General features: G+C 69.5%; 24 protein-coding genes. 8 read left to right on the forward strand and 16 right to left on the reverse strand.

Annotated elements, in window-relative coordinates:
• Positions 1 to 89: 89 nt before the first annotated feature.
• Positions 90 to 644 (forward strand): ActR/PrrA/RegA family redox response regulator transcription factor, encoded by a 555-nt coding sequence (locus DJ019_RS16830; protein WP_111277227.1) that lies wholly within the window; start codon positions 90 to 92, stop codon positions 642 to 644.
• A 2-nt stretch (positions 645 to 646) separates the two neighbouring features.
• Here DJ019_RS16830 and mmcB read toward each other — a convergent pair whose 3' ends face one another.
• From mmcB to DJ019_RS16855, 5 genes are all read right to left on the reverse strand, one after another.
• Complete coding sequence (gene mmcB, locus DJ019_RS16835) at positions 647 to 1096, reverse strand: DNA repair putative endonuclease MmcB (protein WP_111277228.1); 450 nt, start codon at positions 1094 to 1096, stop codon at positions 647 to 649.
• Positions 1097 to 1141: 45 nt separating this feature from the next.
• The gene (locus DJ019_RS16840) at positions 1142 to 1669 is read right to left on the reverse strand and encodes a lipocalin family protein (protein WP_111277229.1); all 528 of its coding nucleotides are present in this window, start codon (positions 1667 to 1669) and stop codon (positions 1142 to 1144) included.
• Positions 1670 to 1860: 191 nt separating this feature from the next.
• A complete protein-coding gene (locus DJ019_RS16845) occupies positions 1861 to 2988 on the reverse strand; it encodes a ferritin-like domain-containing protein (protein WP_111277230.1) in 1128 nt (375 codons plus the stop codon).
• A gap of 107 nt (positions 2989 to 3095) precedes the next feature.
• Positions 3096 to 3500 (reverse strand): metallopeptidase family protein, encoded by a 405-nt coding sequence (locus tag DJ019_RS16850; protein ID WP_111277231.1) that lies wholly within the window; start codon positions 3498 to 3500, stop codon positions 3096 to 3098.
• The gene (locus DJ019_RS16855) at positions 3493 to 4062 is read right to left on the reverse strand and encodes a hypothetical protein (RefSeq protein WP_133255324.1); all 570 of its coding nucleotides are present in this window, start codon (positions 4060 to 4062) and stop codon (positions 3493 to 3495) included. Before DJ019_RS16855 ends, DJ019_RS16850 begins: the two co-directional genes overlap by 8 nt.
• A gap of 133 nt (positions 4063 to 4195) precedes the next feature.
• On the opposite strand from DJ019_RS16855, the gene DJ019_RS16860 reads away from it, so the two are divergent.
• Positions 4196 to 6517: a PAS domain-containing sensor histidine kinase gene (locus DJ019_RS16860; protein WP_111277233.1), complete on the forward strand. Its 2322-nt coding sequence runs from the start codon at positions 4196 to 4198 to the stop codon at positions 6515 to 6517.
• On the forward strand, positions 6517 to 6870 hold the full coding sequence (locus DJ019_RS16865; RefSeq protein WP_111277234.1) for a hypothetical protein: 354 nt from the start codon (positions 6517 to 6519) through the stop codon (positions 6868 to 6870). Before DJ019_RS16860 ends, DJ019_RS16865 begins: the two co-directional genes overlap by 1 nt.
• A gap of 4 nt (positions 6871 to 6874) precedes the next feature.
• Here DJ019_RS16865 and DJ019_RS16870 read toward each other — a convergent pair whose 3' ends face one another.
• The 4 genes from DJ019_RS16870 to DJ019_RS16885 form a co-directional block, all read right to left on the reverse strand.
• Positions 6875 to 7630: a hypothetical protein gene (locus DJ019_RS16870; RefSeq protein ID WP_240606522.1), complete on the reverse strand. Its 756-nt coding sequence runs from the start codon at positions 7628 to 7630 to the stop codon at positions 6875 to 6877.
• 34 nt (positions 7631 to 7664) lie between these two features.
• Positions 7665 to 8234: an OmpA family protein gene (locus DJ019_RS16875; protein WP_111277235.1), complete on the reverse strand. Its 570-nt coding sequence runs from the start codon at positions 8232 to 8234 to the stop codon at positions 7665 to 7667.
• 153 nt (positions 8235 to 8387) lie between these two features.
• Positions 8388 to 8708: a 2Fe-2S iron-sulfur cluster-binding protein gene (locus DJ019_RS16880; protein ID WP_111277236.1), complete on the reverse strand. Its 321-nt coding sequence runs from the start codon at positions 8706 to 8708 to the stop codon at positions 8388 to 8390.
• 23 nt (positions 8709 to 8731) lie between these two features.
• Positions 8732 to 9964: an NAD(P)/FAD-dependent oxidoreductase gene (locus tag DJ019_RS16885; RefSeq protein ID WP_111277237.1), complete on the reverse strand. Its 1233-nt coding sequence runs from the start codon at positions 9962 to 9964 to the stop codon at positions 8732 to 8734.
• Between the two features lie 167 nt (positions 9965 to 10131).
• Between DJ019_RS16885 and DJ019_RS16890 the strand changes: the two genes are divergently transcribed.
• Both DJ019_RS16890 and DJ019_RS16895 read left to right on the forward strand, forming a co-directional pair.
• Positions 10132 to 11400, forward strand: a complete 1269-nt coding sequence (locus tag DJ019_RS16890; protein WP_111277238.1) for a cytochrome P450 — start codon at positions 10132 to 10134, stop codon at positions 11398 to 11400.
• 81 nt (positions 11401 to 11481) lie between these two features.
• On the forward strand, positions 11482 to 12063 hold the full coding sequence (locus DJ019_RS16895) for a TetR/AcrR family transcriptional regulator (protein WP_111277239.1): 582 nt from the start codon (positions 11482 to 11484) through the stop codon (positions 12061 to 12063).
• A 61-nt stretch (positions 12064 to 12124) separates the two neighbouring features.
• Here DJ019_RS16895 and DJ019_RS16900 read toward each other — a convergent pair whose 3' ends face one another.
• Genes DJ019_RS16900 through sdhC form a run of 4 tightly spaced genes read right to left on the reverse strand, consistent with a single transcriptional unit; the run spans position 12125 to position 15521 of the window.
• On the reverse strand, positions 12125 to 12907 hold the full coding sequence (locus tag DJ019_RS16900) for a succinate dehydrogenase iron-sulfur subunit (protein WP_111277240.1): 783 nt from the start codon (positions 12905 to 12907) through the stop codon (positions 12125 to 12127).
• Positions 12908 to 12926: 19 nt separating this feature from the next.
• Positions 12927 to 14714 carry a succinate dehydrogenase flavoprotein subunit gene (sdhA, locus tag DJ019_RS16905; RefSeq protein ID WP_111277241.1) on the reverse strand — a complete coding sequence of 596 codons (1788 nt, stop codon included), beginning with the start codon at positions 14712 to 14714 and terminating at the stop codon, positions 12927 to 12929.
• Between the two features lie 7 nt (positions 14715 to 14721).
• The gene (gene sdhD / locus DJ019_RS16910; RefSeq protein ID WP_240606523.1) at positions 14722 to 15114 is read right to left on the reverse strand and encodes a succinate dehydrogenase, hydrophobic membrane anchor protein; all 393 of its coding nucleotides are present in this window, start codon (positions 15112 to 15114) and stop codon (positions 14722 to 14724) included.
• Positions 15114 to 15521, reverse strand: a complete 408-nt coding sequence (sdhC, locus tag DJ019_RS16915; RefSeq protein ID WP_111277242.1) for a succinate dehydrogenase, cytochrome b556 subunit — start codon at positions 15519 to 15521, stop codon at positions 15114 to 15116. Before sdhC ends, sdhD begins: the two co-directional genes overlap by 1 nt.
• A gap of 188 nt (positions 15522 to 15709) precedes the next feature.
• Here sdhC and DJ019_RS16920 point away from each other — a divergent pair, with 188 nt between their 5' ends.
• Positions 15710 to 16591 (forward strand): LysR family transcriptional regulator, encoded by an 882-nt coding sequence (locus DJ019_RS16920; RefSeq protein ID WP_111277243.1) that lies wholly within the window; start codon positions 15710 to 15712, stop codon positions 16589 to 16591.
• Here DJ019_RS16920 and zapE read toward each other — a convergent pair.
• On the reverse strand, positions 16588 to 17706 hold the full coding sequence (zapE, locus tag DJ019_RS16925; RefSeq protein WP_111277244.1) for a cell division protein ZapE: 1119 nt from the start codon (positions 17704 to 17706) through the stop codon (positions 16588 to 16590). The two genes, DJ019_RS16920 and zapE, sit on opposite strands and share 4 nt — an antisense overlap.
• 91 nt (positions 17707 to 17797) lie before the next feature.
• Between zapE and DJ019_RS16930 the strand changes: the two genes are divergently transcribed.
• Positions 17798 to 18031, forward strand: a complete 234-nt coding sequence (locus DJ019_RS16930) for a hypothetical protein (protein WP_111277245.1) — start codon at positions 17798 to 17800, stop codon at positions 18029 to 18031.
• Between the two features lie 46 nt (positions 18032 to 18077).
• The gene (locus DJ019_RS16935) at positions 18078 to 18887 is read left to right on the forward strand and encodes an arginase family protein (RefSeq protein WP_111277246.1); all 810 of its coding nucleotides are present in this window, start codon (positions 18078 to 18080) and stop codon (positions 18885 to 18887) included.
• On the opposite strand, the gene DJ019_RS16940 is transcribed toward DJ019_RS16935, so the two are convergent.
• Positions 18868 to 20364 (reverse strand): CoA-acylating methylmalonate-semialdehyde dehydrogenase, encoded by a 1497-nt coding sequence (locus DJ019_RS16940; RefSeq protein WP_111277247.1) that lies wholly within the window; start codon positions 20362 to 20364, stop codon positions 18868 to 18870. The two genes, DJ019_RS16935 and DJ019_RS16940, sit on opposite strands and share 20 nt — an antisense overlap.
• A 55-nt stretch (positions 20365 to 20419) precedes the next feature.
• Entirely contained in the window at positions 20420 to 21793 is a 1374-nt protein-coding gene (locus tag DJ019_RS16945; RefSeq protein ID WP_205854192.1) for a sensor histidine kinase, read from the reverse strand.
• Between the last annotated feature and the right edge of the window lie 92 nt (positions 21794 to 21885).

Raw genomic sequence — 21885 nt, forward strand, 5'->3', positions numbered from 1 at the left:
TATGCAGCCGTGCTTGCAGTCAGGCGTTGATATGCGACATTCTGCCGCAGCCAGTAGCGAGGGGACCCTCTGCCGAGGGTAGACGGACAATGACCGATCTCTCCGCCGAAGTCTCGGCTCTCCCCGACCGGAGCCTCCTCGTCCTCGATGACGACGCCCCGCTCCGCACCCGCCTGGGCCGCGCCCTCGAGCAGCGGGGCTTCGAGCCTACGCTGGTCGGCAGCGTCCAGGAAGCCATCGCCGCCGTGAAGGTGAAGGCGCCTGCTTACGCGGTGCTCGACATGCGGCTGGAGGATGGGTCGGGCCTGAAGGTCGTGGAGGCGGTCCGCGACGCGCGGCCCGACGCCAAGATCATCATGCTCACCGGCTACGGCAACATCGCCACCGCCGTTCAGGCGGTGAAGGCGGGCGCCGTGGACTATCTGTCGAAGCCGGCGGACGCCGACGACGTGGTGCGCGCGCTGCTGGCCCGGGGCGACGCGCCCGCGCCGCCGGACAATCCCATGAGCGCCGATCGCGTCCGCTGGGAGCACATCCAGCGCGTCTACGAGCTGTGCAACCACAACGTCTCGGAAACCGCCCGGCGTCTCAACATGCACCGGCGAACCCTGCAGCGGATCCTGGCCAAGCGCGCCCCGCGCTGACCCTATAGTTCCGTCGCCGCGCCCCCGGCCGCGCGCAGGGCCGCCAGCCGGGCGAATGCGAGGGTCAGCGCCTTGCGGCGCGCGCCCGCCAGCGGCTCGACCGGCGCCTCGCGCAGGATGGCGCCGCCGAAGCCGTCGGCGACGATCAGACCCGGCTCGTCCGGCAGGATCTCGCGCGGGAACTCCGGCGCCACGGCGAAGGCGAAGGCGTCGCAGTAGGGGCGATACTCGGGCCACTTCAGGTCGACCCGGAAGTCCTCGATCCCCGATTTCACCTCGACGATGAAGATGTCCCCCTTGGGACCCAGGGCCATCAGGTCGGCGCGCCGACCGTTGGGCAGGGTCACCTCGGCGAGCGGTGCGTACCCGAGGGCGGTCAGGAGACGCGCTGCGCCGCGCGTGACGGTGGCGGTGGTCTCCGGGCGCGAGACGGTGACGATGGTGACGTCCATGTCCGCCACCTTGTTCCGCCTTCGTTCCGAGCGCAAGGCCCCGGGTCAGCTCCGCGGGGGCAGCGGGAACTCGAGCCGTCCGACATCGAACCCGAGCTGGCGGATGCGCGCCAGGGCCTGGGTCTTCACCGCCGCCGGCAAGGTCGGCTTCTGCGACATGAGCCAGAGATACTTGCCGTTGGCGGTGGCCAGCACCAGCCAGCCCTGCTCCGCGCGATGCTCCACGACCACATAGTCCTGGCTCACCACCCCGCCGAAGAACGTCATCTTGAACTTGGCGTTGGTGCGCGGGTCGGCCACCGTGGCCTTGGCCTTCCAGACCTTCAGCGGTCCGTCGGGCGTATCCTTGCGGCACGACTGCACGACGGCGAAACCGGCGGCGGAGGGGGTCCACTCGGACGCGCCGGCCTGGCACCCCTTCTGGAGCACGTTGGGGACGCGGGCGACCTCATACCAGCGGCCCATCATCCTGGAGAGCTCGATGCGACCCACCGGCTCGACGGCCGCGGACGCCGTCGCGGGCGCGAACAGCAGGCAGGCGGCGATCGCCGCGAGGACGGAGCGCTGGATCATGTTGCAGTGCAATAGACGAGCCGGGAGCAGAACGGAACGCGGGAATGCGCGCGGTATAGGGACGCAGGAGGGCCTGACTATCGCATGAACACCGTGGTCAGAAGTGTTACGGCGCAGCTCCGCCAGGGTCCTAACGAAGAACGCCCGCCGGGTCTCCCCGGCGGGCGTCGGTCTCGTCGCTGGCGGGGGTGCTACTCCGCCGCGATCAGGACCTGTTTGGCCCCGCCCTTGAAGTTGATCTCCTGGAGGTACTTGATCCCCTCCTCGGCGATGTCGTCGCCGACCATGCGGTCGCCTTCAGACTTCAGCTCGTCCATGTCGACGTACATGGCGTAGAAGCCGCGGGTGCGGTCGGTGATGATGCCGGCGTTCAGCAGCGTCTTCACGAGCACGCGGAAGATGTTCGCCTGCTCCTTCATGCCCTCGCGGCGGGTCTCGTCGGTGACGATCTCGGCCAGTTCGGCGATCACGCGGTCGGGATCGAGGCCGAATTCCTCATAGAGGCTGCGCTGCTGGGTCGGCCCCACCAGGTTGAACAGCAGCGTCTGGAAGCACTGGGCGGCCCAGAGCTCGATGATCTCGTGCTCGGACTCGGTCAGGTGCGGGATCGTGCGGTCGGCCCAGATCTTCCCGAACTTGTGGTGGAAGGCCTCGTCCGTCATGACCAGCTGCATCAGCTTGCGGGCCAGCGGGTCGTTGGAGACCTTGAAGAAGGTGGCGAAGGCGCCCATCGCCAGGCCCTCCACCAGCATCTGCATGCCGACGATCTTCTTGTAGACCTCCGGGCTGCCAATGATGTCGACCAGCAGCGCCTTCAGCGTCGGCCCGCATTCCACGGGCCGGCCCCAGCGGGCCTTGATGTACTTGGCGAAGGCCGTGACGTGGCGGGCTTCTTCGCGGGTCTGGTTGGCGGCGTATTCCTGCGCGCCCTGATCCTTCAGCACATGGCAAAGGCTGGCCGACAGGTTCAGCGCGCCCTGCTCGCCATGCAGGATCGAGGAGAAGCTGCGCAGCGCGAAGCCGTTCACGAAGCGGATCCGGTCCTTCGGGTCCTTCAGCGCGTCCGAGACGTACTTGGTCTGCAGGGAGACGACCATGTCCTCCGGCAGGATCATCTCGTTCTCCATGTCGAAGGGCTCGGAGAAGTCGATGTACTTGGTGTCCAGCGGATCCCAGAAGTGGTCGTGGGTGGCGCTGATGATCTTGTCGAACGCCGTGGACCGGGCATTGTAGCGGTCCAGCTCCAGCATCGCCTCGAAGTCATCGGGCGCGACGGCGTCGTAGATGATGTCCTTGGTGATGTTGCCGTCGGCGGCCATGGGCGTGCTCCTGCCTGTCTTTGGCGAGACAATGGGGGCCAATTTGACATTCGTCAAGGAAAGTGACGCCGGCGTCACTTTTGCGGCGCCGCAGCATTTCCCTCGCGCTATTCGGCGGCCGCCTCGATCGCGTCGATCTGCGGGTCGGAAAGGCCGAAATGGTGGCCGATCTCGTGGACGAGGACGTGGGTCACCAGCTCTTCAAGCGTCACGTCTCCCCGCTCGGCCCATTCGTCCAGGATCGGCCGCCGGTAGAGGAAGACGCGGCTCGGTTCCGACGCCGCCAGGACAGACCTGTCGGCCAGGCTGACGCCCGAGTAGAGGCCCGTAAGACCGAACGGATCCTCGATCCCCAGTTCGTCCAGCACCTCGTCGGGCGGGAAGTCGTCGACGCGGAACACCACCTCGCCCGCCAGCTTGCGGAAGCCCTCGGGCAGGCTCGCGAAGGCGTGTTCGGCCATCTCGGCCAGGTCATCCAGGGAGGGCGCTGCGCCCCAGCGGTCGTCACTCATCCGGCATCACGATGTGCGGCGCCTCCGGCGGGCGGATTTCGAACAGGCCGATGTCCAGCGGCTGCTGCGGCTTGGTGGGGCGCAAGGGCGTGCGGGCGATGGCCCGCAGCGCGTCCGGGTCCAGATCCTGGCCGGTACGTCGCGCCTGGCGCGCCTGCGGCGGATCGATCGGGCGCTCGGCCGTCCCCAGCCGCCAGTACGAGACCGACAGGCGCCAGACGGTGCGCGGCGGCTTCGGCGGCTCGGGCCAGCGGCGGCCGTCGGCATAGGCGGGCTCGGCCAGCTTGGGCCGCGGAGCGCCGTCGGCGACCTGCTCGACGAGACGGCAGTAACGGTCCTCGGGATCGGGCGCCGCGCCGGTCCGCTCGTCCTCGACCCGTCCCCGATAGGCGTCCAGCGCCGCCTCGCGCGTGGCGAAGGCGGGCCCAAGCGTGTCGGTGGCGAACACAACGGCCTCGCCGGCCCGACGCCGCGCCTCGCTCTCGCGCGCGGCGCGCCCCAGGGGGCGGCTGAGCGCCAGCTCGGCGTTGGTCGCAACGGGATAGAGAATGGCCGTCATCATCGTCATTCTCGCCAAAGGACGCTGCGGAAACAACGCGCGATGGCGACCCGGGGCGTCTTTCGACCGCAGACGGCGGGCGTGCGGCCGGGCCCTCCAGGGCCTAAGCTGGCCGCCATCGATTCGCCGGGGCGGGATGGACGCGCACGAACTGATGCTGGCGGCGGCGGCCGGGGCGGTGAGCCTCGCCATCTCGGCCGTCCTCTGGGCCTTCGCGCAGCGCAAGGCCGCGGACCGGCGCGTGGCCGACCTGCAGGCGCGCATCCGACAGCTCGAGACGGGCGCCGAGACCGCCCAGGCCTCGGCCGAGGCGTTCGACTCCGCCCTGCTCGCCGTCGAGGACGGTCAGGCGCTGCTGGCGTCCGGCGAGGAGAGCCTCGGTATCTGCTGCCAGGCGCTGGGGCTGTCCGAGACCGACCCGCAGTATCTCCTCAACGCCCTGATGCGGGCCGACCCCGATCACGCCCGCCGGCTGCGCGGCCTGTTCGAACGGGGCGAGGCCTGCGCCTTCGAGGTGAAGGGCCCGGCCGGGGTGGTCACGGTGGAAGGCCGCGCGGCGGGCGCCCTCGCCTGGCTGCGCGTCTCGGCCGTGCTCGGCGAGGACCAGGGCCTGCCGACGGCGCCCAGGTTCGCGGCGTTCCTGAACACCCGCGCCTATCCTGCCTGGATCGCGGCGGCCGACGGCTCGCCCGTCTGGGTCAACGCCGCCTGGCTCAAGGCGGTGGACGCGGGCAGCCTCGATGAGGCCGCGCAGCGCGGCGTCGCCTTCGACCGCGGCGCGGACGCCATCGCGAGCGAGGCGGCCAACATGGGTCAGCGCCGGGAGGCCCTGCGGTGGCTGTCCTTCGGCGGCCGCCGGCGCGCCTTCCTGATCGCGGCCCAGCCGCTCGAGGGCGGCGGCGTCGGCGTCTGGACCGACGATCTCACCGAGCTGGAAGAGGCGCGAGAGGACACCAAGCGCAACGTCGAGGCGCACGACGAAACGCTGAACCGCCTGGATGACGCCGTGGTGATCTTCGACGGCGCCAAGCGGCTGAAGTACAACAACACCGCCTTCGCCGAGCTGTGGGGCCTGGAGCCGGCGTGGCTGACCGAGCGGCCCACCCACGGCGAGATCCTCGACCGCCTGCGCCAGCGCCGCCGCCTGCCCGAGACGGCCGACTACGCCAAGTGGAAGGCCGCCGAGCTCGGCCGCTACGAGCGGCTGGAAAGCGAGCCGGACGACCTGTGGAGCCTGCCCGACGGCCGGACCCTGCGCGTGGTCCGCCAGCCGCATCCCCTGGGCGGGCTGCTCCTGCTGTTCGCGGACATCACCGGCGAGCTGAAGCTGAAGGCCCAGTACAACGCTCTGATCCAGGTGCAGCAGGCGACCCTCGACAAGCTGTCGGACGCCGTGGCGGTGTTCGGCTCGGATGGCCGCCTGCGCCTTCACAACGAGAGCTTCGAACGCTTCTGGAACCTGACCCCGCTGCAGATCGAGGCGGCCGGCGACTTCGAGGGCATGGTCGAGCTCTGCGTGCCGAAGCTGCACGACCTGGCGTTCTGGAAGGAGCTCAAGGGCCGGGTCGCCGATCCCGATCCCGCGGCGCGGATGCCCATCACCGGCGAGGCCCAGACCTCCGACGACCGCGTCATCGAATACCGCACGCGCCCCCTCCCGGACGGCGCCACCCTGATCGCCTTCACCGACGTCACCGATGCGCGTCGGCTGGAGAGCGCCCTGGCCGACCGGGAACAGGCGCTCACCGAGGCCGAGCGGCTGAAGCGCGACTTCGTGGGCAACGTCAGCTACGAGCTGCGCACCCCGCTCACCACCATCATCGGTTACTCCGAGCTTCTGGAGCACTCCGGCGACGCCCTGCCGGAGCGGGCCCGGGGCTACGCGGCCTCTGTGAAGACCGCGGCCACCCAGCTCGCGCGCTCCATCGACGACGTGCTGGACATGGCGCAGATCGACGCCGACGAGATGGCCCTGGACCTGGGCCCCGTGAACGTCGCCGAGCTGATGCTCGAGACCGCCAGCCGCTGGAAGCCCCAGGCGGAGGCGGCCAAGGTCTCCATCATGCTGACGCCGCCGGACGGCGTCGGCGAGATCCGCGGCGACCGGCGACGCCTGGCCCAGATCCTCGACCACCTGATGGAGAACGCCATCGGCCAGACGCCGGCTGGCGGCACGGTCACCCTGGCCGCGCGCAAGGCGCTCGGCGAGGTCCAGCTCCAGGTCTCCGACACCGGTCGCGGCATCCCGTTCCACGTCCAGGCCCACATCTTCGACCGCTTCATCGGGCGCGAGCGCGGCGGCCCGGGCCTCGGCCTCGCCCTGGTGAAGGCCCTGACCGAGCTGCATGGCGGCTGGGTCGCGCTCGAGAGCGAGCCCGGCGCCGGCGCCGCCTTCACCTGTCACCTGCCTGAAGAAGCCCAGGCGGTGAGCCAGCCCGAGCTCGGATTCGCCCGCTGATGCCGAACATCCTGATCACCTGGGCGGCGCGCCTGGCCCTGCTAGGCGTCTTCGCCGTGGCCTTCGCCGGCGCGATCGACCCGCATCACAACGCCGCCGCCAGCGCGCCGCCGCCCGACGTGGTCGAGCACATCGGCTATGGCTATCTGCTCACTCTGCTCACCATCATCTCGCTGCCGCGGGTGAACCCATGGCTGATCGGCGGCGGCTTCCTCGCGGTGGGCGCGGGGTTCGAGGTGATGCAGATCCTGGGCCTCGTCTCGGGGACCTTCCAGTGGAAGGACCTGATCGCCAACACGGCCGGCGTCGTGGCCGCCCTGGCGCCCCTGGCCGTGGGCCGCTGGCGACGCTGAGCGGTCACCGCCGCGAGGCGCGCTCCCCCCGCGCGAACAGAAGGTCGGACCAGCGCCACTGCCCCCCGCCGACCACGATCCTCGCGGCGCCTGGCGTGTCGGCCAGGCTCAGGACCACAGGGCCACTCATCCGCTGATGCCGGCAGGCTTCCGGCGCCCAGGCCACCTCCCAGGTGATCGCCTCGCGCACGGCCGCGAGACCGGCGCCCTCCTGACCTCGGTGGCGCACCCAGTCGCCATTCCACACCCGCAGCGCCTTCCCACGGTCGACCTCGGCCACCGCCGTCCGCACCTGGCGATCGCGGCGCAGCGCCCGCTGGACGAGCGCCGGCATGTCGCACCCGCCGCCGGATCCGCCCGACCCAGCGGTCGCTGCCCCGGCGATCTCGGCGTCGCTGACTTCGCCAGCGCCGTCGTACTCGCCGACCCCAGCCTCCCGGGCGGCGGGTACGGGTGGCACGCTGGCCGGCGGCGCCGGCGTGGGGCGCGCCACGATCCGCCGTGGCGGCGGCTTGGGCTCTGGCTTGGGGATCGGAGCGGCGGCGGCCGGCTCCGGTGTGGGGTCCGCCTCGACGGGCGGTGGCGGCTCCGGCGGTGGTGGCGTGACCAGCTGCACCACCATCGGCGCCGGATCGATCGCGACGGGCGGGTCGGGCGCAGCCCGGACGGCGACGAACAAGGCCGCCGCGTGGGCCGCGACGCTCAGCGTCACGGCCGCGGCGCGGCGGCTCCGTTCAGACAGGCCTCGCGTCGAAGCCACGGTCAGGACCTGGAGGCGACGCGGCCGGCCGTCCTCAGCTCAGGACGATCAGCACCACGCGCCGGTTCTGTTGCCGGCCCTCGCGGTTGTCGTTCGGCGCCGCCGGTGAATCCGGCCCGTAGGAGATCGCGCTGATGCGGTTCAGCGCCACCCCCTTCTGGTTCAGGTAGCGGCGGACGGCCTCGGCCCGCTCCTCGCCCAGGCGGTAGTTGTAGTCCTTCGGCCCGGTGGCGTCGGTGTGACCCTGCACCTCGACATAGACGTTCCGGTTCTCGGACCTCAGCCGCTCGACGAAGGCGTCGAGACGGGCCTGGGCCTCAGGCGACAGTTCGGCCTTGTCGATGCCGAATTTCATGCTGTCGTCCGAGAGGACTTCCGAGAACACGAACTTGCCCTCGGCCAGCTTGCCCGCCGCGGTGGCGCGGTCGAGCGCATCCTTGGCCGTGCCCTCGACGGCGACCACCCGCGTTTCGACGGTGTCGACCCGGGCGCCCACGAGGGCGGTCTTTTCCTTGACGTATCCCTTGGTGGCGCACCCCCCCAGGCTCACCACACCGATCACGGCCGCGGCCGCGAGCATCGTCTTCGATCCAAGCTGGATCATTCCCAAGTACCTCCAACCCGTTGGTCCCACCCAGCGCTTACGCAAACACACGTAAGCTTGATCGGGTTCGAGGATGGCGGTTTCGGGGCGCAGCTTGGCTGTGCGCGACCGTCGTCGCGGGCGCGCAGCGGCGCCCGCCGTCGCGGGGATCGCCTAGTGCTGGCTTTCCGGCATGGTGACGCGCAGGCCGTCCAGATCGTCGCTCACCTTGATCTGGCAGGACAGGCGGCTGTTCTCGGTGACGCCCTCGGCGAAGTCGAGCATCGACTCTTCCATGGCCGACTTGGTCCCGGTCTTGGGCAGCCAGGCGTCGTCCACATAGACGTGGCAGGTGGCGCAGGCGCAGGCGCCGCCGCAATCGGCGTCGATGCCCGGAATGTTGTTCTTCACGGCGCCTTCCATGACCGAGAGGCCCGACTTGACGTCCACCACATGCTCGGTGCCGTCGTGTTCAACGTAGGTGACTTTGGCCATAGGCGCCCCTCACTGATCGCCGTTCAGGCGGCGACGTCTTTCATGGAAACGGTGGGATCGGCAAGCTTCGCCTTGTTCACGGGCTTGCGGTTCAGGATGAGGGTCTTCCCCATCATGAATTCGGGTGGCGAATTGATCGCCTCGACGGACTGGACCTGGTCGCCCTTCAGGTGGAAGACGGCGAACTTGGCCGCGGACGGGTCGCCCCGGACGATGATCTCGTCCACGTCGAAGGCGTAGCCGGCGATCTGCAGCTTCAGGTCATACTGGTCGGACCATTGCCAGGGGCACTCGCCCGGCGGGCGCGGCCGGCCGGTGATGGCGCTGGCGGCCTGCTTGGCCTGTTCCAGGGCGTTGGGCACGCTCTCCATCCGGAACATGCGGTCGTAGATCGGCATGGGCCGGTGGGCCACGTCGCCGATGGCGAAGATGCTGGGGTCGGTGACGCTGCGGGCGTCGAGGTCCACCACCACGCCCCGGGCGCATTCCAGGCCGGCGTCCTTGGCGATCTCGTCGTTCGGGGCGGCGCCGACCCCGACCACCACGGCGTCGCAGGCGATGGTGCGGCCGTCCGCCAGCTTCACGCCAGCGACGTGGCCGTCCTTGCCCTCGAAGGCCGTCACAGAGCAGCCCAGTTCGAAAGCGACGCCGTTCTTCTGGTGGTATCCGGTGAAGAAGTCCGACAGCGCCTTGCAGGCGACACGGGCCAGGATGCGCTCCTCGCGCTCCAGAACCACGACGTCGGCGCCCAGGGCGCGACCCGAGGCGGCCACTTCGAGCCCGATATAGCCGCCGCCGACCACGGCCAGCTTCTTGCCCGGGCCCACCGCAGCCTTCAGCGCCTCGGCATGGGCCGCCGTGCGTAGGAAGAGGATGCCATCAAGATCCTTGCCCTCGATGGGCAGGGCGATGGCCCGCGCACCGGTGGCGAGGATCAGGAAGTCGTAGGAGAGCGTGGCGCCGTCGGACAGGGCTACCGTCTTGTCGCCGCGGTTCAGGCTGACCGCGGAAACGCCCGGCCGGAAGTCGATGTCGTTCTCGGCGTAGAATTCCAGCGGCTTCAGCGCCAGGGAGTCGGCGTCCGCCTCGCCCTTCAGCCAGGCCTTGGACAGCGGCGGGCGCTGGTAGGGCGGGATCGGCTCGTCGCCGACCATGGCGATGGGGCCGGTGTGGCCATACTGGCGCAGAAGCGCCGCCGCCGTGCCCCCGGCGTGGCCCGCCCCCACGATCACGATCTTCGCCGCGCCGTCGCTCATGCCGGTCCGATGCCCAAAAATGACGCCCCCGTCAACTTCCCACTACAACAACATGCGACACATGCCTCGCGCAATACGGGTTGCGAAACAGTGTTTGGATAGGCCCCATCCCCTTGCCGCGACGTGCCCAGGCGCGCCGTGACAAAGATCATTGGCGGGAGGCAGCCATGGACGATGGATCGTTGGAATTCAAGGAAGCGACGGCGGCGGAGGTGTGGAACGCACCCCTGGAGTCCCTGGACCCGGCCCAGCCCGCGCTGTTCCAGGCCGACGCCATGTGGCCGATCTTCGAGCGCCTCCGGAAGGAGGACCCGGTCCACTACACGGCCGAGCATGAGTTCGGGCCGTACTGGTCGATCACCAAGTACAACGACATCATGGCGGTGGACACGAACCACCAGGTGTTCTCGTCCGACTTCATGAAGGGCGGCATCACGATCGCCGGCGGCCAGGCCAACATGGACCCGCTGCCGATGTTCATCGCCATGGACCCGCCCAAGCACGACGTCCAGCGCAAGGCGGTGAGTCCGGCCGTGGCGCCCCCGGCCCTGGCGGCCATGGCGCCTCAGATCCGCGAACGCGCCGCCGGCATCCTCGACAACCTGCCGATCGGCGAGGAGTTCGACTGGGTCGACCTGGTGTCGAAGGAACTGACGGCCATGACCCTGGCCACCCTGTTCGACGCCCCGCAGGCCGACCGGCGCAAGATCACCTACTGGTCCGACGTGGTCACCTGCGCGCCGGCGCCGGGCGCCCTGGTCGAGACCCTCGAACAGAAGATGCAGATCTTCTCCGAGTACCACGCCTATTTCACCGGGCTGTGGAACGAGAAGGTCAACGCCGCTCCGCACCATGACCTGATCTCGATGCTCGCCCACCATCCGGCCACCCGGAACATGGAGCCGCGCGAGTACTTCGGGAACATCGTGCTGCTCACCGTGGGCGGCAACGACACCACCCGCAACACCATCTCAGGCTCGATCCTGGCGCTGAACCAGAACCCCGACCAGTATCAGAAGCTGCGCGAGAACCCCGACCTGATCCCGTCGATGGTCTCCGAGACCATCCGCTGGCAGACGCCGCTGGCGCACATGCGCCGGACCGCAGTCGAGGACATCGAGTTCCAGGGCAAGAAGATCAAGGCCGGCGACAAGGTGGTCATGTGGTACGTCTCGGGCAACCGGGACGATGAGGTGATCGAGAACCCGAACGCCTACATCATCGACCGCGAACGCCCGCGCCAGCACATCTCCTTCGGCTTCGGCATCCACCGCTGCGTCGGCAACCGCCTGGCCGAACTCCAGCTCACCATCATCTGGGAAGAGATCCTGAAGCGCTTCCCCACGGTCGAGGTGGTCGGCCAGCCGCGCCGCTCGTTCTCGACCTTCGTGAAGGGCTACGAGACGCTGCCGGTGGTCATCCCGCGCCGCAACTAGGAGCGGACCCGAAGTTCCTGGCGCTCCGGACGTCAAAACCGCAGGCGCTTTTGACGGTCACGCTCTAAGGTCGGCGTCCTGATGTCTGAGGGACGCCGATACCACGTGGGCGACTTGCCCGGCCGGCTGCTGCGCGAGGCGCGGACCATGCTGGACGAGGGCGGGCTGAAAGCGCTCAACCTGCGCGCACTGGCCGCGCGGGCCGGCATCACCGCCGGCTCGATGTACCACCATTACGAGAGCAAGACCGCGCTGCTGGGGGAGTTGGCGGCCGGCGGCTTCAAGGAGCTCCGGCGCGAGCTGGACCGCGCTGGCCGGGAAGCGCCCGACGGCCGCCGCGTCCGCGCCTGGGCCATCGCCTACGTCGCCTTCGCCCACCGCGAGCCGGCGCTGTTCGAGCTGATGTTCGACGCCGAGATCGCGCAGGCCCCCGTGGTGACGGAGGCGAAGGGGGCAGCCCTCGACACCCTCCGCCAGCTCATCTCAGGCTTCGTCGGCCCTCGCGCGCCGGACCCGGCGGCCATCGAGAACATCACCACCGCCATCTGGGCGGCGACGCACGGGACGGCGTCGCTGGCGTCAAACGCGCCCGACCCGACCCATCTGGTCGACGAGGTGATCACAGGCCTGGAAGCGCTTTTCCGCGGCGCGCCGAGGGGCTGAGCGCCCAAAGAAAAAGGGGCCGCCGCGGCAGCCCCTTCGTCCTTCGCCAAGCGCCGGAGGCTCACACCACCCGGTCGGCCAGCATCTTCTTGACCTCGGCGATCGCCTTGGCCGGATTCAGGCCCTTCGGGCAGACCTGGGCGCAGTTCATGATCGTGTGGCAGCGGTAGAGCTTGAAGGGGTCTTCCAGGTCGTCCAGGCGCTCGCCGGTGGCCTCGTCGCGGGAGTCGATGATCCAGCGATAGGCGTGCAGCAGGGCGGCCGGGCCCAGGTACTTCTCCTGGTTCCACCAGTAGCTCGGGCACGAGGTCGAGCAACAGGCGCACAGGATGCACTCGTAGAGGCCGTCCAGCTTCTCCCGGTCCTCGGGGCTCTGGCGCCATTCCTTCTGCGGCTCGGGCGTCTCGGTGTGCAGCCAGGGCTCCACCGAGGCGTACTGGGCGTAGAAGAGGGTCAGGTCGGGGACCAGGTCCTTCACCACCGGCATGTGCGGCAGCGGGCTGATCGCCACCTTGTCGCCCGGGCACTCGTCGTGGCCGTGGATGCAGGCCAGGGTGTTGCGGCCGGCGATGTTCATGGCGCACGAGCCACAGATCCCTTCGCGGCACGAGCGCCGGAATGTCAGGGTCGGGTCCATGGTGTTCTTGATGTGGATCAGCACGTCCAGGACCATCGGCCCGCACTGGCTGGTGTCCACGTCATAGGTGTCCCAGCGCGGGTTCTGGCCGCTGTCGGGATCGTACCGGTAGACCTTGAAGGTCTTGACCTTGCCCGCGCCGGCCGGGGCCGGGAAGTGCTTGCCCCCGGTGATGCGGGAGTTCCGGGGAAGACGGAATTCGACCATCGCTTTCGTCCCTTTCCGCCTAGTAGACCCGCGCCTTGGGCGGGAACGGCGCGATCTCGTTGGTCATGGTGAAGTCGTGCACCGGGCGGAAGTCGATCTTCACCTTGCCGGTGGCGTCGTCGAACCAGGCGAGCGTGTGCTTCATCCAGGTCTTGTCGTCGCGGTCGGGGAAGTCCTCGTGCGCGTGGGCGCCGCGGCTTTCCTTGCGGTTCTCGGCGCCCGTCACCGTGACCAGCGCCTGGCCGATCAGGTTGTCGAGCTCCAGCGTCTCCATCAGGTCGCTGTTCCAGACCAGGCTGCGGTCGCTGACCTTCAGGTCGGGGCGCTTGGCGTTGACGGCGTTCATCCGCGCCACGCCCGACTTGAGCGCGTCCGAGGTCCGGTAGACCGCCGCGTCCTCCTGCATCGCCATCTGCATCTCGAGGCGCAGGGCGGCCGTGGTCGTTCCGCCGTCGGCGTTGCGGAAGCGGTCGAAGCGGGCGAGGTGACCGTCGGTCATCGCGGGCTTCAGCTCGGGCTGGGTGGCGCCGGCCTTGATGGTGTCCGCAGCCCGCAGCGCGGCGGAGCGTCCGAACACCACGAGGTCGATCAGGCTGTTGGAGCCCAGGCGGTTGGCCCCGTGCACGCTGACGCACGCGGCCTCGCCCACGGCCATCAGGCCCGGGACGACCTGGTCGGGGTTCTTCCCGGCCTTGGTCACGACCTCGGAATAGAAGTTCGTGGGAATGCCGCCCATGTTGTAGTGCACGGTCGGCAGCACCGGGATCGGCTCCTTGGTCACGTCGACGCCGGCGAAGATCTTGGCGCTCTCCGAGATGCCCGGCAGGCGCTCGGCGAGGATCTTCGGATCCAGGTGGTCGAGGTGCAGGAAGATGTGATCCTTCTTCGGACCCACGCCGCGGCCTTCACGGATCTCCATGGTCATCGCGCGGCTGACCATGTCGCGCGGCGCCAGGTCCTTCACGGTGGGCGCATAGCGCTCCATGAAGCGCTCGCCTTCCGAGTTGGTCAGGTAACCGCCCTCGCCGCGGGCGCCCTCGGTGATCAGGCAGCCCGAGCCGTAGATGCCGGTCGGGTGGAACTGCACGAACTCCATGTCCTGCAGCGGCAGGCCGGCGCGCAGGGCCATCCCGCCGCCGTCACCGGTGCAGGTGTGGGCGCTGGTGGCCGAGAAGTAAGCCCGGCCGTAGCCGCCGGTGGCCAGGATCACGAGCTGGGCCTGGAACCGGTGCAGGGTGCCGTCGTCCAGCTTCCACGCCGTGACGCCCCGGCACACGCCCTCGTCCATGATCAGATCGAGGGCGAAGTACTCGATGAAGAACTCGGTGTCGTGCGCGAGGCTCTGCCCGTACATGGTGTGCAGCATGGCGTGGCCGGTGCGGTCGGCCGCCGCGCAGGTGCGCTGGATCGGCGCCTCGCCGTAGTTCTTGGTCATGCCGCCGAAGGCGCGCTGGTAGATCTTGCCCTCGGCCGTGCGGCTGAACGGCACGCCCCAGTGCTCCAGCTCATAGACCGCCGCGGGGGCGTTCCGGCACAGGTATTCGATGGCGTCCTGGTCGCCCAGCCAGTCCGACCCCTTGACGGTGTCGTACATGTGCCAGCGCCAGTCGTCCTCGCCCATGTTGCCGAGGCTGGCCGAGATGCCGCCTTGCGCCGCCACGGTGTGGCTGCGGGTCGGGAACACCTTGGTGACGCACGCCGTCTTCAGGCCGGCCTGGGCGCAGCCCAGCGCCGCCCGGAGGCCCGAGCCCCCGGCGCCGACGACGACGACGTCGAACTTGTGATCGATGAATTCGTAAGCCGCCATGGGTCTATCAAGCGCCCCCGAGCGCGACCTTGAGGATGGAGAAGACCGTCAGCGCGCCGGCGAGGCCGCTGACGAAGAGGCTGAGGGCCACGGCGCCCAGCTTGCCGAGGCGCTGGTGGACGTAGTCCTCGATCACGACCCGCATGCCGTGGTGCATGTGGGCGAAGGCGATCACCACGGTGAGCACCATCAGCGAGACGTTCACCGGGCTGCGGATCCACTGGACCGCGCCGTAGTAGTCGAGCTGCGCCAGCCGCAGGACGGCGAACACCATCCAGAGGGTCAGCGGCACGAGGGCGGCGGCCATGAGGCCGTTCGACAGCCACTCGGCGGCGCCGTGGTGGGCGGCGCCCAGGCCGCGGGCGCGGGACATCGGCGTGCGGAAATCGGGCTTGCCCATCAGAGCGCTCCCACCATGCCGGCGATGACCCAGACCGCGAGGGTCGCGGCGATCGCGAAGGCGAAGCTGGCCACCGAGAGCACGTTCGCCTGCTGGACCTTCATGCCGTAGCCCAGGTCCCAGACCATGTGCCGGACGCCGGCGGCCAGGTGATAGAAGAACGACAGGCTCATGCCGAACAGCACGAACTTGCCCAGCGGCGAGCCCAGGCAGGCCTTGAAGGCGCCATAGGCTTCGGGACCGCTGGCCAGGCTGAGCGCCCAGGCCGCCAGGATCAGGGCGCCCAGGTACAGCCCGACGCCGGTGACGCGGGTGGCGATCGAAGCCGCCATGGTCACATGCCAGCGCCACACGGACAGGTGCGGCGACATGGGACGGTCTGCAGGACCGCGTGGAACGATGGTCATGGCGTAGCCGCCGCCTCCCCAAAAGCCTTCGGCCCCACGGGTTTTAGGCTCCACGCGGGGGGTGTCAACGAAGCCTGCGTATCACACGTCACGTAGGGTCGCGGAACTTCGCCAATGATGAAGTATCCGCAGACGCCCTATACGGACAATGCGCAAACGCGCTAGCCTTCCTTCGCGAAAGGCGAAGGATGCGGTTCGACCTCACTGACCTCCGGCTGTTCTGCGACGTGGTGGAAGCGGGCTCGATCACCGCCGGCGCGGAGCGCAGCGCGTTGGCGCTGGCCGCCGCCTCCACCCGCATCCGCCACATGGAGGCCGCCCTCGGCGCCGAGCTCCTGACCCGCTCGCGCCAGGGAGTCACGCCCACCCCTGCCGGCCGGATGCTGTTGAAGCACGCCCGCGGCCTGCTCGCCCAGGCGGCGCGGATGCGCGAGGACCTCTCGGCCTTCGCCGGCGGTCGCTCGGGCGAGGTCCGGCTGCTGGCCAACACCAACGCCCTCACCGAGTTCGTGCCCGAGGTCCTGTCGTCGTTCCTCGCCGCCCACCCGCAGGTGAGCGTCGATCTGGAAGAGCGCCTGTCCGACGAGATCGTGGGGCTGATCGCAGAGGGCGTCGGTGATGTGGGCATCGTCGCCGGCACCGTCGACACAGGCGCGCTGCAGGCCTTCCCCTTCCGGTCGGACCGCTTCGTGGTCGTAACCGCCCGAGACCATCCCCTCGCGATGCGGGACTCCGTGCCGTTCGCCGAGGTGCTAGCCTTCGACCTCGTCGGCCTGGAACGCTCGAGCTCGCTGCAGCGCTTCCTGACCGACAAGGCCGCGCGCGCTGGCCGCCCCCTGCGCGCCCGCGTCCAGCTCCGCAGCTTCGACGCCGTCTGCCGGCTGGTGGAGTCCGGCGTCGGCGTCGGCGTCGTGCCCCAGAGCATCGCCCGCCGGGCCGCCCGCACCATGAACCTCGCCGTGATCGACCTCGCCGACGACTGGGCGGTCCGCGAGCTGATGATCGTGGTCCGCGACCTCGACGACCTGCGACCGTCGGCGCGGGAGCTGGTGAAGGCGCTGAGGAGCTAGCGGTCCTGAAGCCAGTCGGCCGAGCGCATCTCCTGGAGGCGCGAGGCGGTGCGCTCGAACTCGAAGGCGCCGTCCCCCTCCGGATAGATCTTCGTGGGCTCGGTCTCCGCCAGGACGACGAGCTGGGTCTTGGCCTCGTATAGCGCGTCGATGAGGGTCACCAGCCGGCGCGCTTCCTGGCGGCGGCTGGGGTCGAGGCGCGGCAGGCCTTCCAGGAACACAGTGTGGAACCGCTCGGCGACGGCGATGTAGTCGTTGGGGCCCAGCGCCACAGAGCACAGGCTGGCGAAGCTGGCCCGCAGCAGGTTGCCCGCCGCATGCGGGAAGTGGACCTTGCGGCCCAGAACCTCCAGCGTCTCGCCGTCCTCCTCCTCGGGGCCCAGGACCTCTTTCCACAGGGCCTCGAACGCGCGCTCGTTGTCCGGATCGATCGGCGAGAACCAGGTCCCCGCCGCGCGCAGGCGGTCCAGCCGGTAGTCGTGCGGCCCGGCGATCGTCACCACGTCCACGCGGCTCTTCAGCAGATCGATGAACGGCAGGAAGAGCTGGCGGTTGATACCGTTCTTGTACAGCTCGTCCGGCATGCGGTTGGAGGTGGCGACCAGCGTCACGCCGCGCGCGAACAGGGCCTCGAACAGCCGGCCCAGGATCATGGCGTCGGCGATGTCGGTGACCTGGAACTCGTCGAAGCACAGCAGCCGGGCCTCGGCGGCGACCACGTCGGCCACCGGCGGGATCGGATCATCGCCCTTGTGCTGGCCGAACCGGGCCTTGCGGGCCCCCGCGTCGCCCTTGCGCCAGGCGTCGATCAGTCGGTGGATCTCGCCCATGAAAACGTGGAAGTGCGTGCGCCGCTTCTTCTCGACCGGGGCGGTCTCGAAGAAGAGATCCATCAGCATGGTCTTGCCGCGACCGACCGGGCCGATCAGGTAGACGCCCCGCTGGCTCTCGGGCCGCTTGCCGAACAGCCGGCCGAGCCCGCCCTTCGGTTCGGCGGCGGCCAGGTCGGCCTCAAGCCGGGCCAGCGGCGCCAGGGCCGCGAGCTGGGCTGGGTCGGAGCGGATCGCGCCGGAAACGACCCGGGCGTCGTAGGCGTCTTGCAGGGCGGAAGCCATCGGCTCCCCGCCTAGCGGGCGAGACCCGGGAGCGCAAGGAACGGCCCGTCGCCCCGCGCGTTCTGCCCTTCAGGCAGACAGGGAGCGCCCCATGGCCAACAACGACCGCACCGAAGCCGGCGACCTGGGGACCGGCACGCCGGCCAACGTCGACGTCCACAAGCTGGGCCAGGACGACCGACCCCAGTCCGACTGGGGCGAGGCGGCCGAGGGCGCCGTCTTCTCGTCCAACCATTCCCGGCGCGCCGAGCGGACGGAGATCGAGCGCGGCCAGGGCTCCAAGACCCGCATGGCCAACAAGGCCCAGGTCAGCCGCCGCACCTGACGGCGGCGGGGTGGGCGCGGCACGCGGAGGCGGCTAGCTTCGCGGCATGACCCGCGTCGCCCTCCTGGGCCTTCCCACCGACCAGCATTCCTCGTTCCTTCGCGGTTCGGCTCGGGCCCCCGGGGCGATCCGTGAAGCGCTGCATTCGAGCCACAGCCACCTCATCGCCAGCAACGGCGTCGACGTGGCCGCCGTGCTGCATGATGTCGGCGATGTCCAATTGCGGGAAGACGCTGGCGATTTCGACAGGATGGTCGACGCCGTCCGCGCTACCTTCGCCCACGGCCCGACGATCGTGCTGGGCGGCGACCACGCGATCACCTACCCCGTCCTGGCCGGGATGGCCGCCGCCGGTGTCGCCCCGCCGCGGATCGTCCACATCGACGCCCACCCAGACCTCTATGACGACTTCGAGGGCGACCCGCTGTCGCACGCCTCGCCGTTCGCGCGGATCCTGGAGCGGGGCCTGGCGAGCGGCCTGACCCAGCTCGGCATCCGGACCGTCAACGCCCACCTGCGCGATCAGATCGCCCGGTTCGGCGTCCGCGCCTTCGCGCCGGACGAGCACGGTCAAGGCCTCGCCGCCTTGCCTGCGGGCCCGACCTACATCTCCATCGACCTCGACGGCCTCGACCCTGCCTTCGCGCCAGGCGTGTCGCACCACGAACCCGGCGGCCTCACCACTCGCGAGGTGCTCGACGTGATCTGGAAGACGCCCGGGCCGGTGATCGGCGGCGACATCGTCGAGCTGAACCCCGACCGGGACATCCACGGCATGACCGCGACCCTGGCGGCCAAGCTAGTCAAGGAGCTCGCCGCCCGGATCAGCGCGGACGCTACTTCATCGTCGGGATGACGAACGCCGAGTCCTCGACCGCGCCTTCCGGCCAGCGGGCGGTGATGGTCTTCACCTTGGTGTAGAACTTCACGCCTTCCATGCCGTGCTGGTTGGTGTCGCCGAAGGCGCTCCGCTTCCAGCCGCCGAAGGTGTGATAGGCCACCGGCACCGGGATCGGCACATTGATGCCCACCATGCCGACATTCACCCGGGCGGCGAACTCGCGCGCGGCGCGGCCGTTGCGGGTGAAGATGGCGACCCCGTTCCCGTACTGGTGGGACGAGGGCAGGTCGAGCGCCTCCTCGAAGGTCTCGGCGCGGACGATCTGCAGGACGGGCCCGAAGATCTCCTCATTGTAGGTCTTCATCCCCTTCTTCACGCCGTCGAACAGCGATGGGCCGATGAAGAAGCCCTTCTCGTAGCCCTGGAGCGCGAAGCCGCGGCCATCGACCACCAACTCGGCGCCTTCCTTCACGCCGAGGTCGATGTAGCTCTCGATCTTCTCCTTGTGGGCCTGGCTCACGACCGGGCCGTACTGGGCTGCCGGATCGGTCGAGAGGCCGACCTTCAGGCCGTCCAGCTCGGCCAGCACGCGCTCGCGCAGCTCATCGGCGGTCTTCTTGCCCACCGGCACGACCACCGGCAGGGCCATGCAGCGCTCGCCGGCAGAGCCGTAGGCGGCGCCGATGAGGTCCTTGGTCGCCTGTTCCAGGTCGGCGTCCGGCAGGATGATCCCGTGGTTCTTGGCGCCGCCCATGGCCTGGACGCGCTTACCGTTCGCCGTTCCCCGGCTGTAGACGTAGTGGGCGATGTCGGACGAGCCGACGAAGCTCACCGCCTTGATGTCGGCATGGTCGAGGATCGCGTCGACGGCGCTCTTGTCGCCGTGCACGACGTTCAGCACGCCGGCCGGCGCGCCGGCCTCCATCATCAGCTCGGCCAGGCGGACCGGAACGCTGGGGTCCTTCTCCGACGGCTTCAGGATGAATGTGTTCCCCACCGCGATGGAGATGCCGAACATCCACATCGGGATCATGGCCGGGAAGTTGAATGGAGTGATGCCGGCGCACACGCCCAGCGGCTGGCGCATGGAATAGACGTCGATGCCCGGGCCGGCGCCCTCGGTGTATTCGCCCTTCAGCACATGCGGGATGCCGCAGGCGAACTCGATGACCTCCAGGCCCCGCTGGATGTCGCCCTTGGAGTCGGCGATCACCTTGCCGTGCTCAGACGACAGGAGTTCGGCGAGTTCGTCCATGCGGGCTTCCACCAGCCGCTTGAACTCGAACATCACCCGCGCCCGCCGCTGCGGGTTCACCTGCGACCACGTCGCCTGAGCCCTCAGCGCCGACTGGACGGCCCTGTCCAGCTCCGCGTCCGTGGCGAGCTGGACGCGGGCCTGCACCTCGCCGGTGTTGGGATTGAAGACGTCGCCGAAGCGGCCGGAGGCGCCGGTGAAACTGGCGCCGTCGATGAAATGGGTGATTTCGCGCATGGCCGGCTTTTAGGCCCGCCGCGTCCGCCCGCCTAGTGGGGCCTCCGCGGACGCCTTACGTTGCGGCGCCGTCCTCGCGGTCGAACGCGATGGTGACCCGAAGGCCCGACGGCCGGAACTCGCGTTCGAGCCCGCCATTCGGCAGGCGTTCGGCCGCATCGGCGATCAGGCGGGAGCCGAAGCCTTCGCGAGTTGGCGCCGCCACCGGGGGACCACCGCTCTCGGACCAGACCAGCGCGACCCGTCCGCCTTCGACGCGCCAGCTCAGGTCGGCCTCGCCTTCAGGAGCGGACAGCGCCCCGTGCTTGACGGCATTGGTGGCCAGTTCGTGCAGCGCCATGGCGAGAAGCGTCACGCGTCCCGAGGAGATTGCGACCTCCGGGCCAGGCCTCACGTCCAGCCGATGGCCTTCAAACGGCGACAGGGCCGCCCTGGCGATGTCGGCAAGCGCCACGTCGCTGTCGGCGTCGACCGTGAGCAGATCCTGCGCCGCCGCCAGCGAGGCCAGCCGGTTCCGCAGGGCGTCGGCGAACTCGGGGACGCTGCGGGCGAACTTGGCCTCCCGCGAGACCAGGCCGGCGACCACGGCGATGGAGTTCTTTACCCGGTGGCGGAACTCACCGGTGACCAGTTCCAGGCGTTCGGTCAGCCGCTTCTGGGCCGTGATGTCCCGGAAGCCCACCGCCACCCGATCGCGATCGACCCTCACGGCGGCGTCCCGGTACCAATAGGTCACGCCTCGGAACTCGTGGGCGTACTCAACCTCGCTCGCCTTGCCGGTCGCGAGCGTGCGCAGGTAGCGAGGAACCATCTGCGGGTGGTCATGGCTCCCTGGGAAGACGTCCAGCATGCGCCGTCCCGCCAGGGGTCCGGCGCGGACGATCGCTTCGGCGGCCGGGTTCGCGTACTCCCAGATGAAGTCCACGACCTTGCCCTTCTCGTCCCGCACGGCCAGCAGGATGGCGAAGCATTCCGGGCTGAGCTGTTGCGACGCCCGCAGCGCGCGTTCGCTCTCCCGGAGGGCCGCCTCGGTCTCCTCCAGCGCCGTGATCTCCTGGATGCCGATCAACAGTCCGCCGACCTTCCCGCTGGAATCCCGCAGGGGCGCGACGTTCTCGATGAAGGTCCGGCGCAGCCCCGGCGCCCTCGGCGTGATCGCCGTGACCTGCAGACCCTGCTGCGGCTTGCCCGTCTCCAGCACCGCCCGGAACCGCGGCTCCACCTCGGACGCAAGTTCGGGCAGCAGCTCGCGCAGGGTCCGGCCCAGGTGCTCGGACGCCGGAATGCCATTGATCTCCGCCAGGAACTCGTTGCAGCGGATATAGCGGAGGTCGGCGTCCAGCACCGCGAGACCCACGGGCGCCACCTGGAACAGCATGCCGAAGTCCACCTCAAGCCCGGGCTGTTCGCCCAGACCTGCTGGCGGCATTGCGCGCGCACCCGTCATGACGCCTCCACGCCGGAAACGTTAGGAAGCTCACATAACAGAGTCCATCGACCTTGGGTCGCCATCGCCGACAA

This window comes from Phenylobacterium kunshanense (assembly GCF_003254525.1).
In the GTDB taxonomy this organism is placed as follows: Bacteria; Pseudomonadota; Alphaproteobacteria; order Caulobacterales; family Caulobacteraceae; genus Phenylobacterium; species Phenylobacterium kunshanense.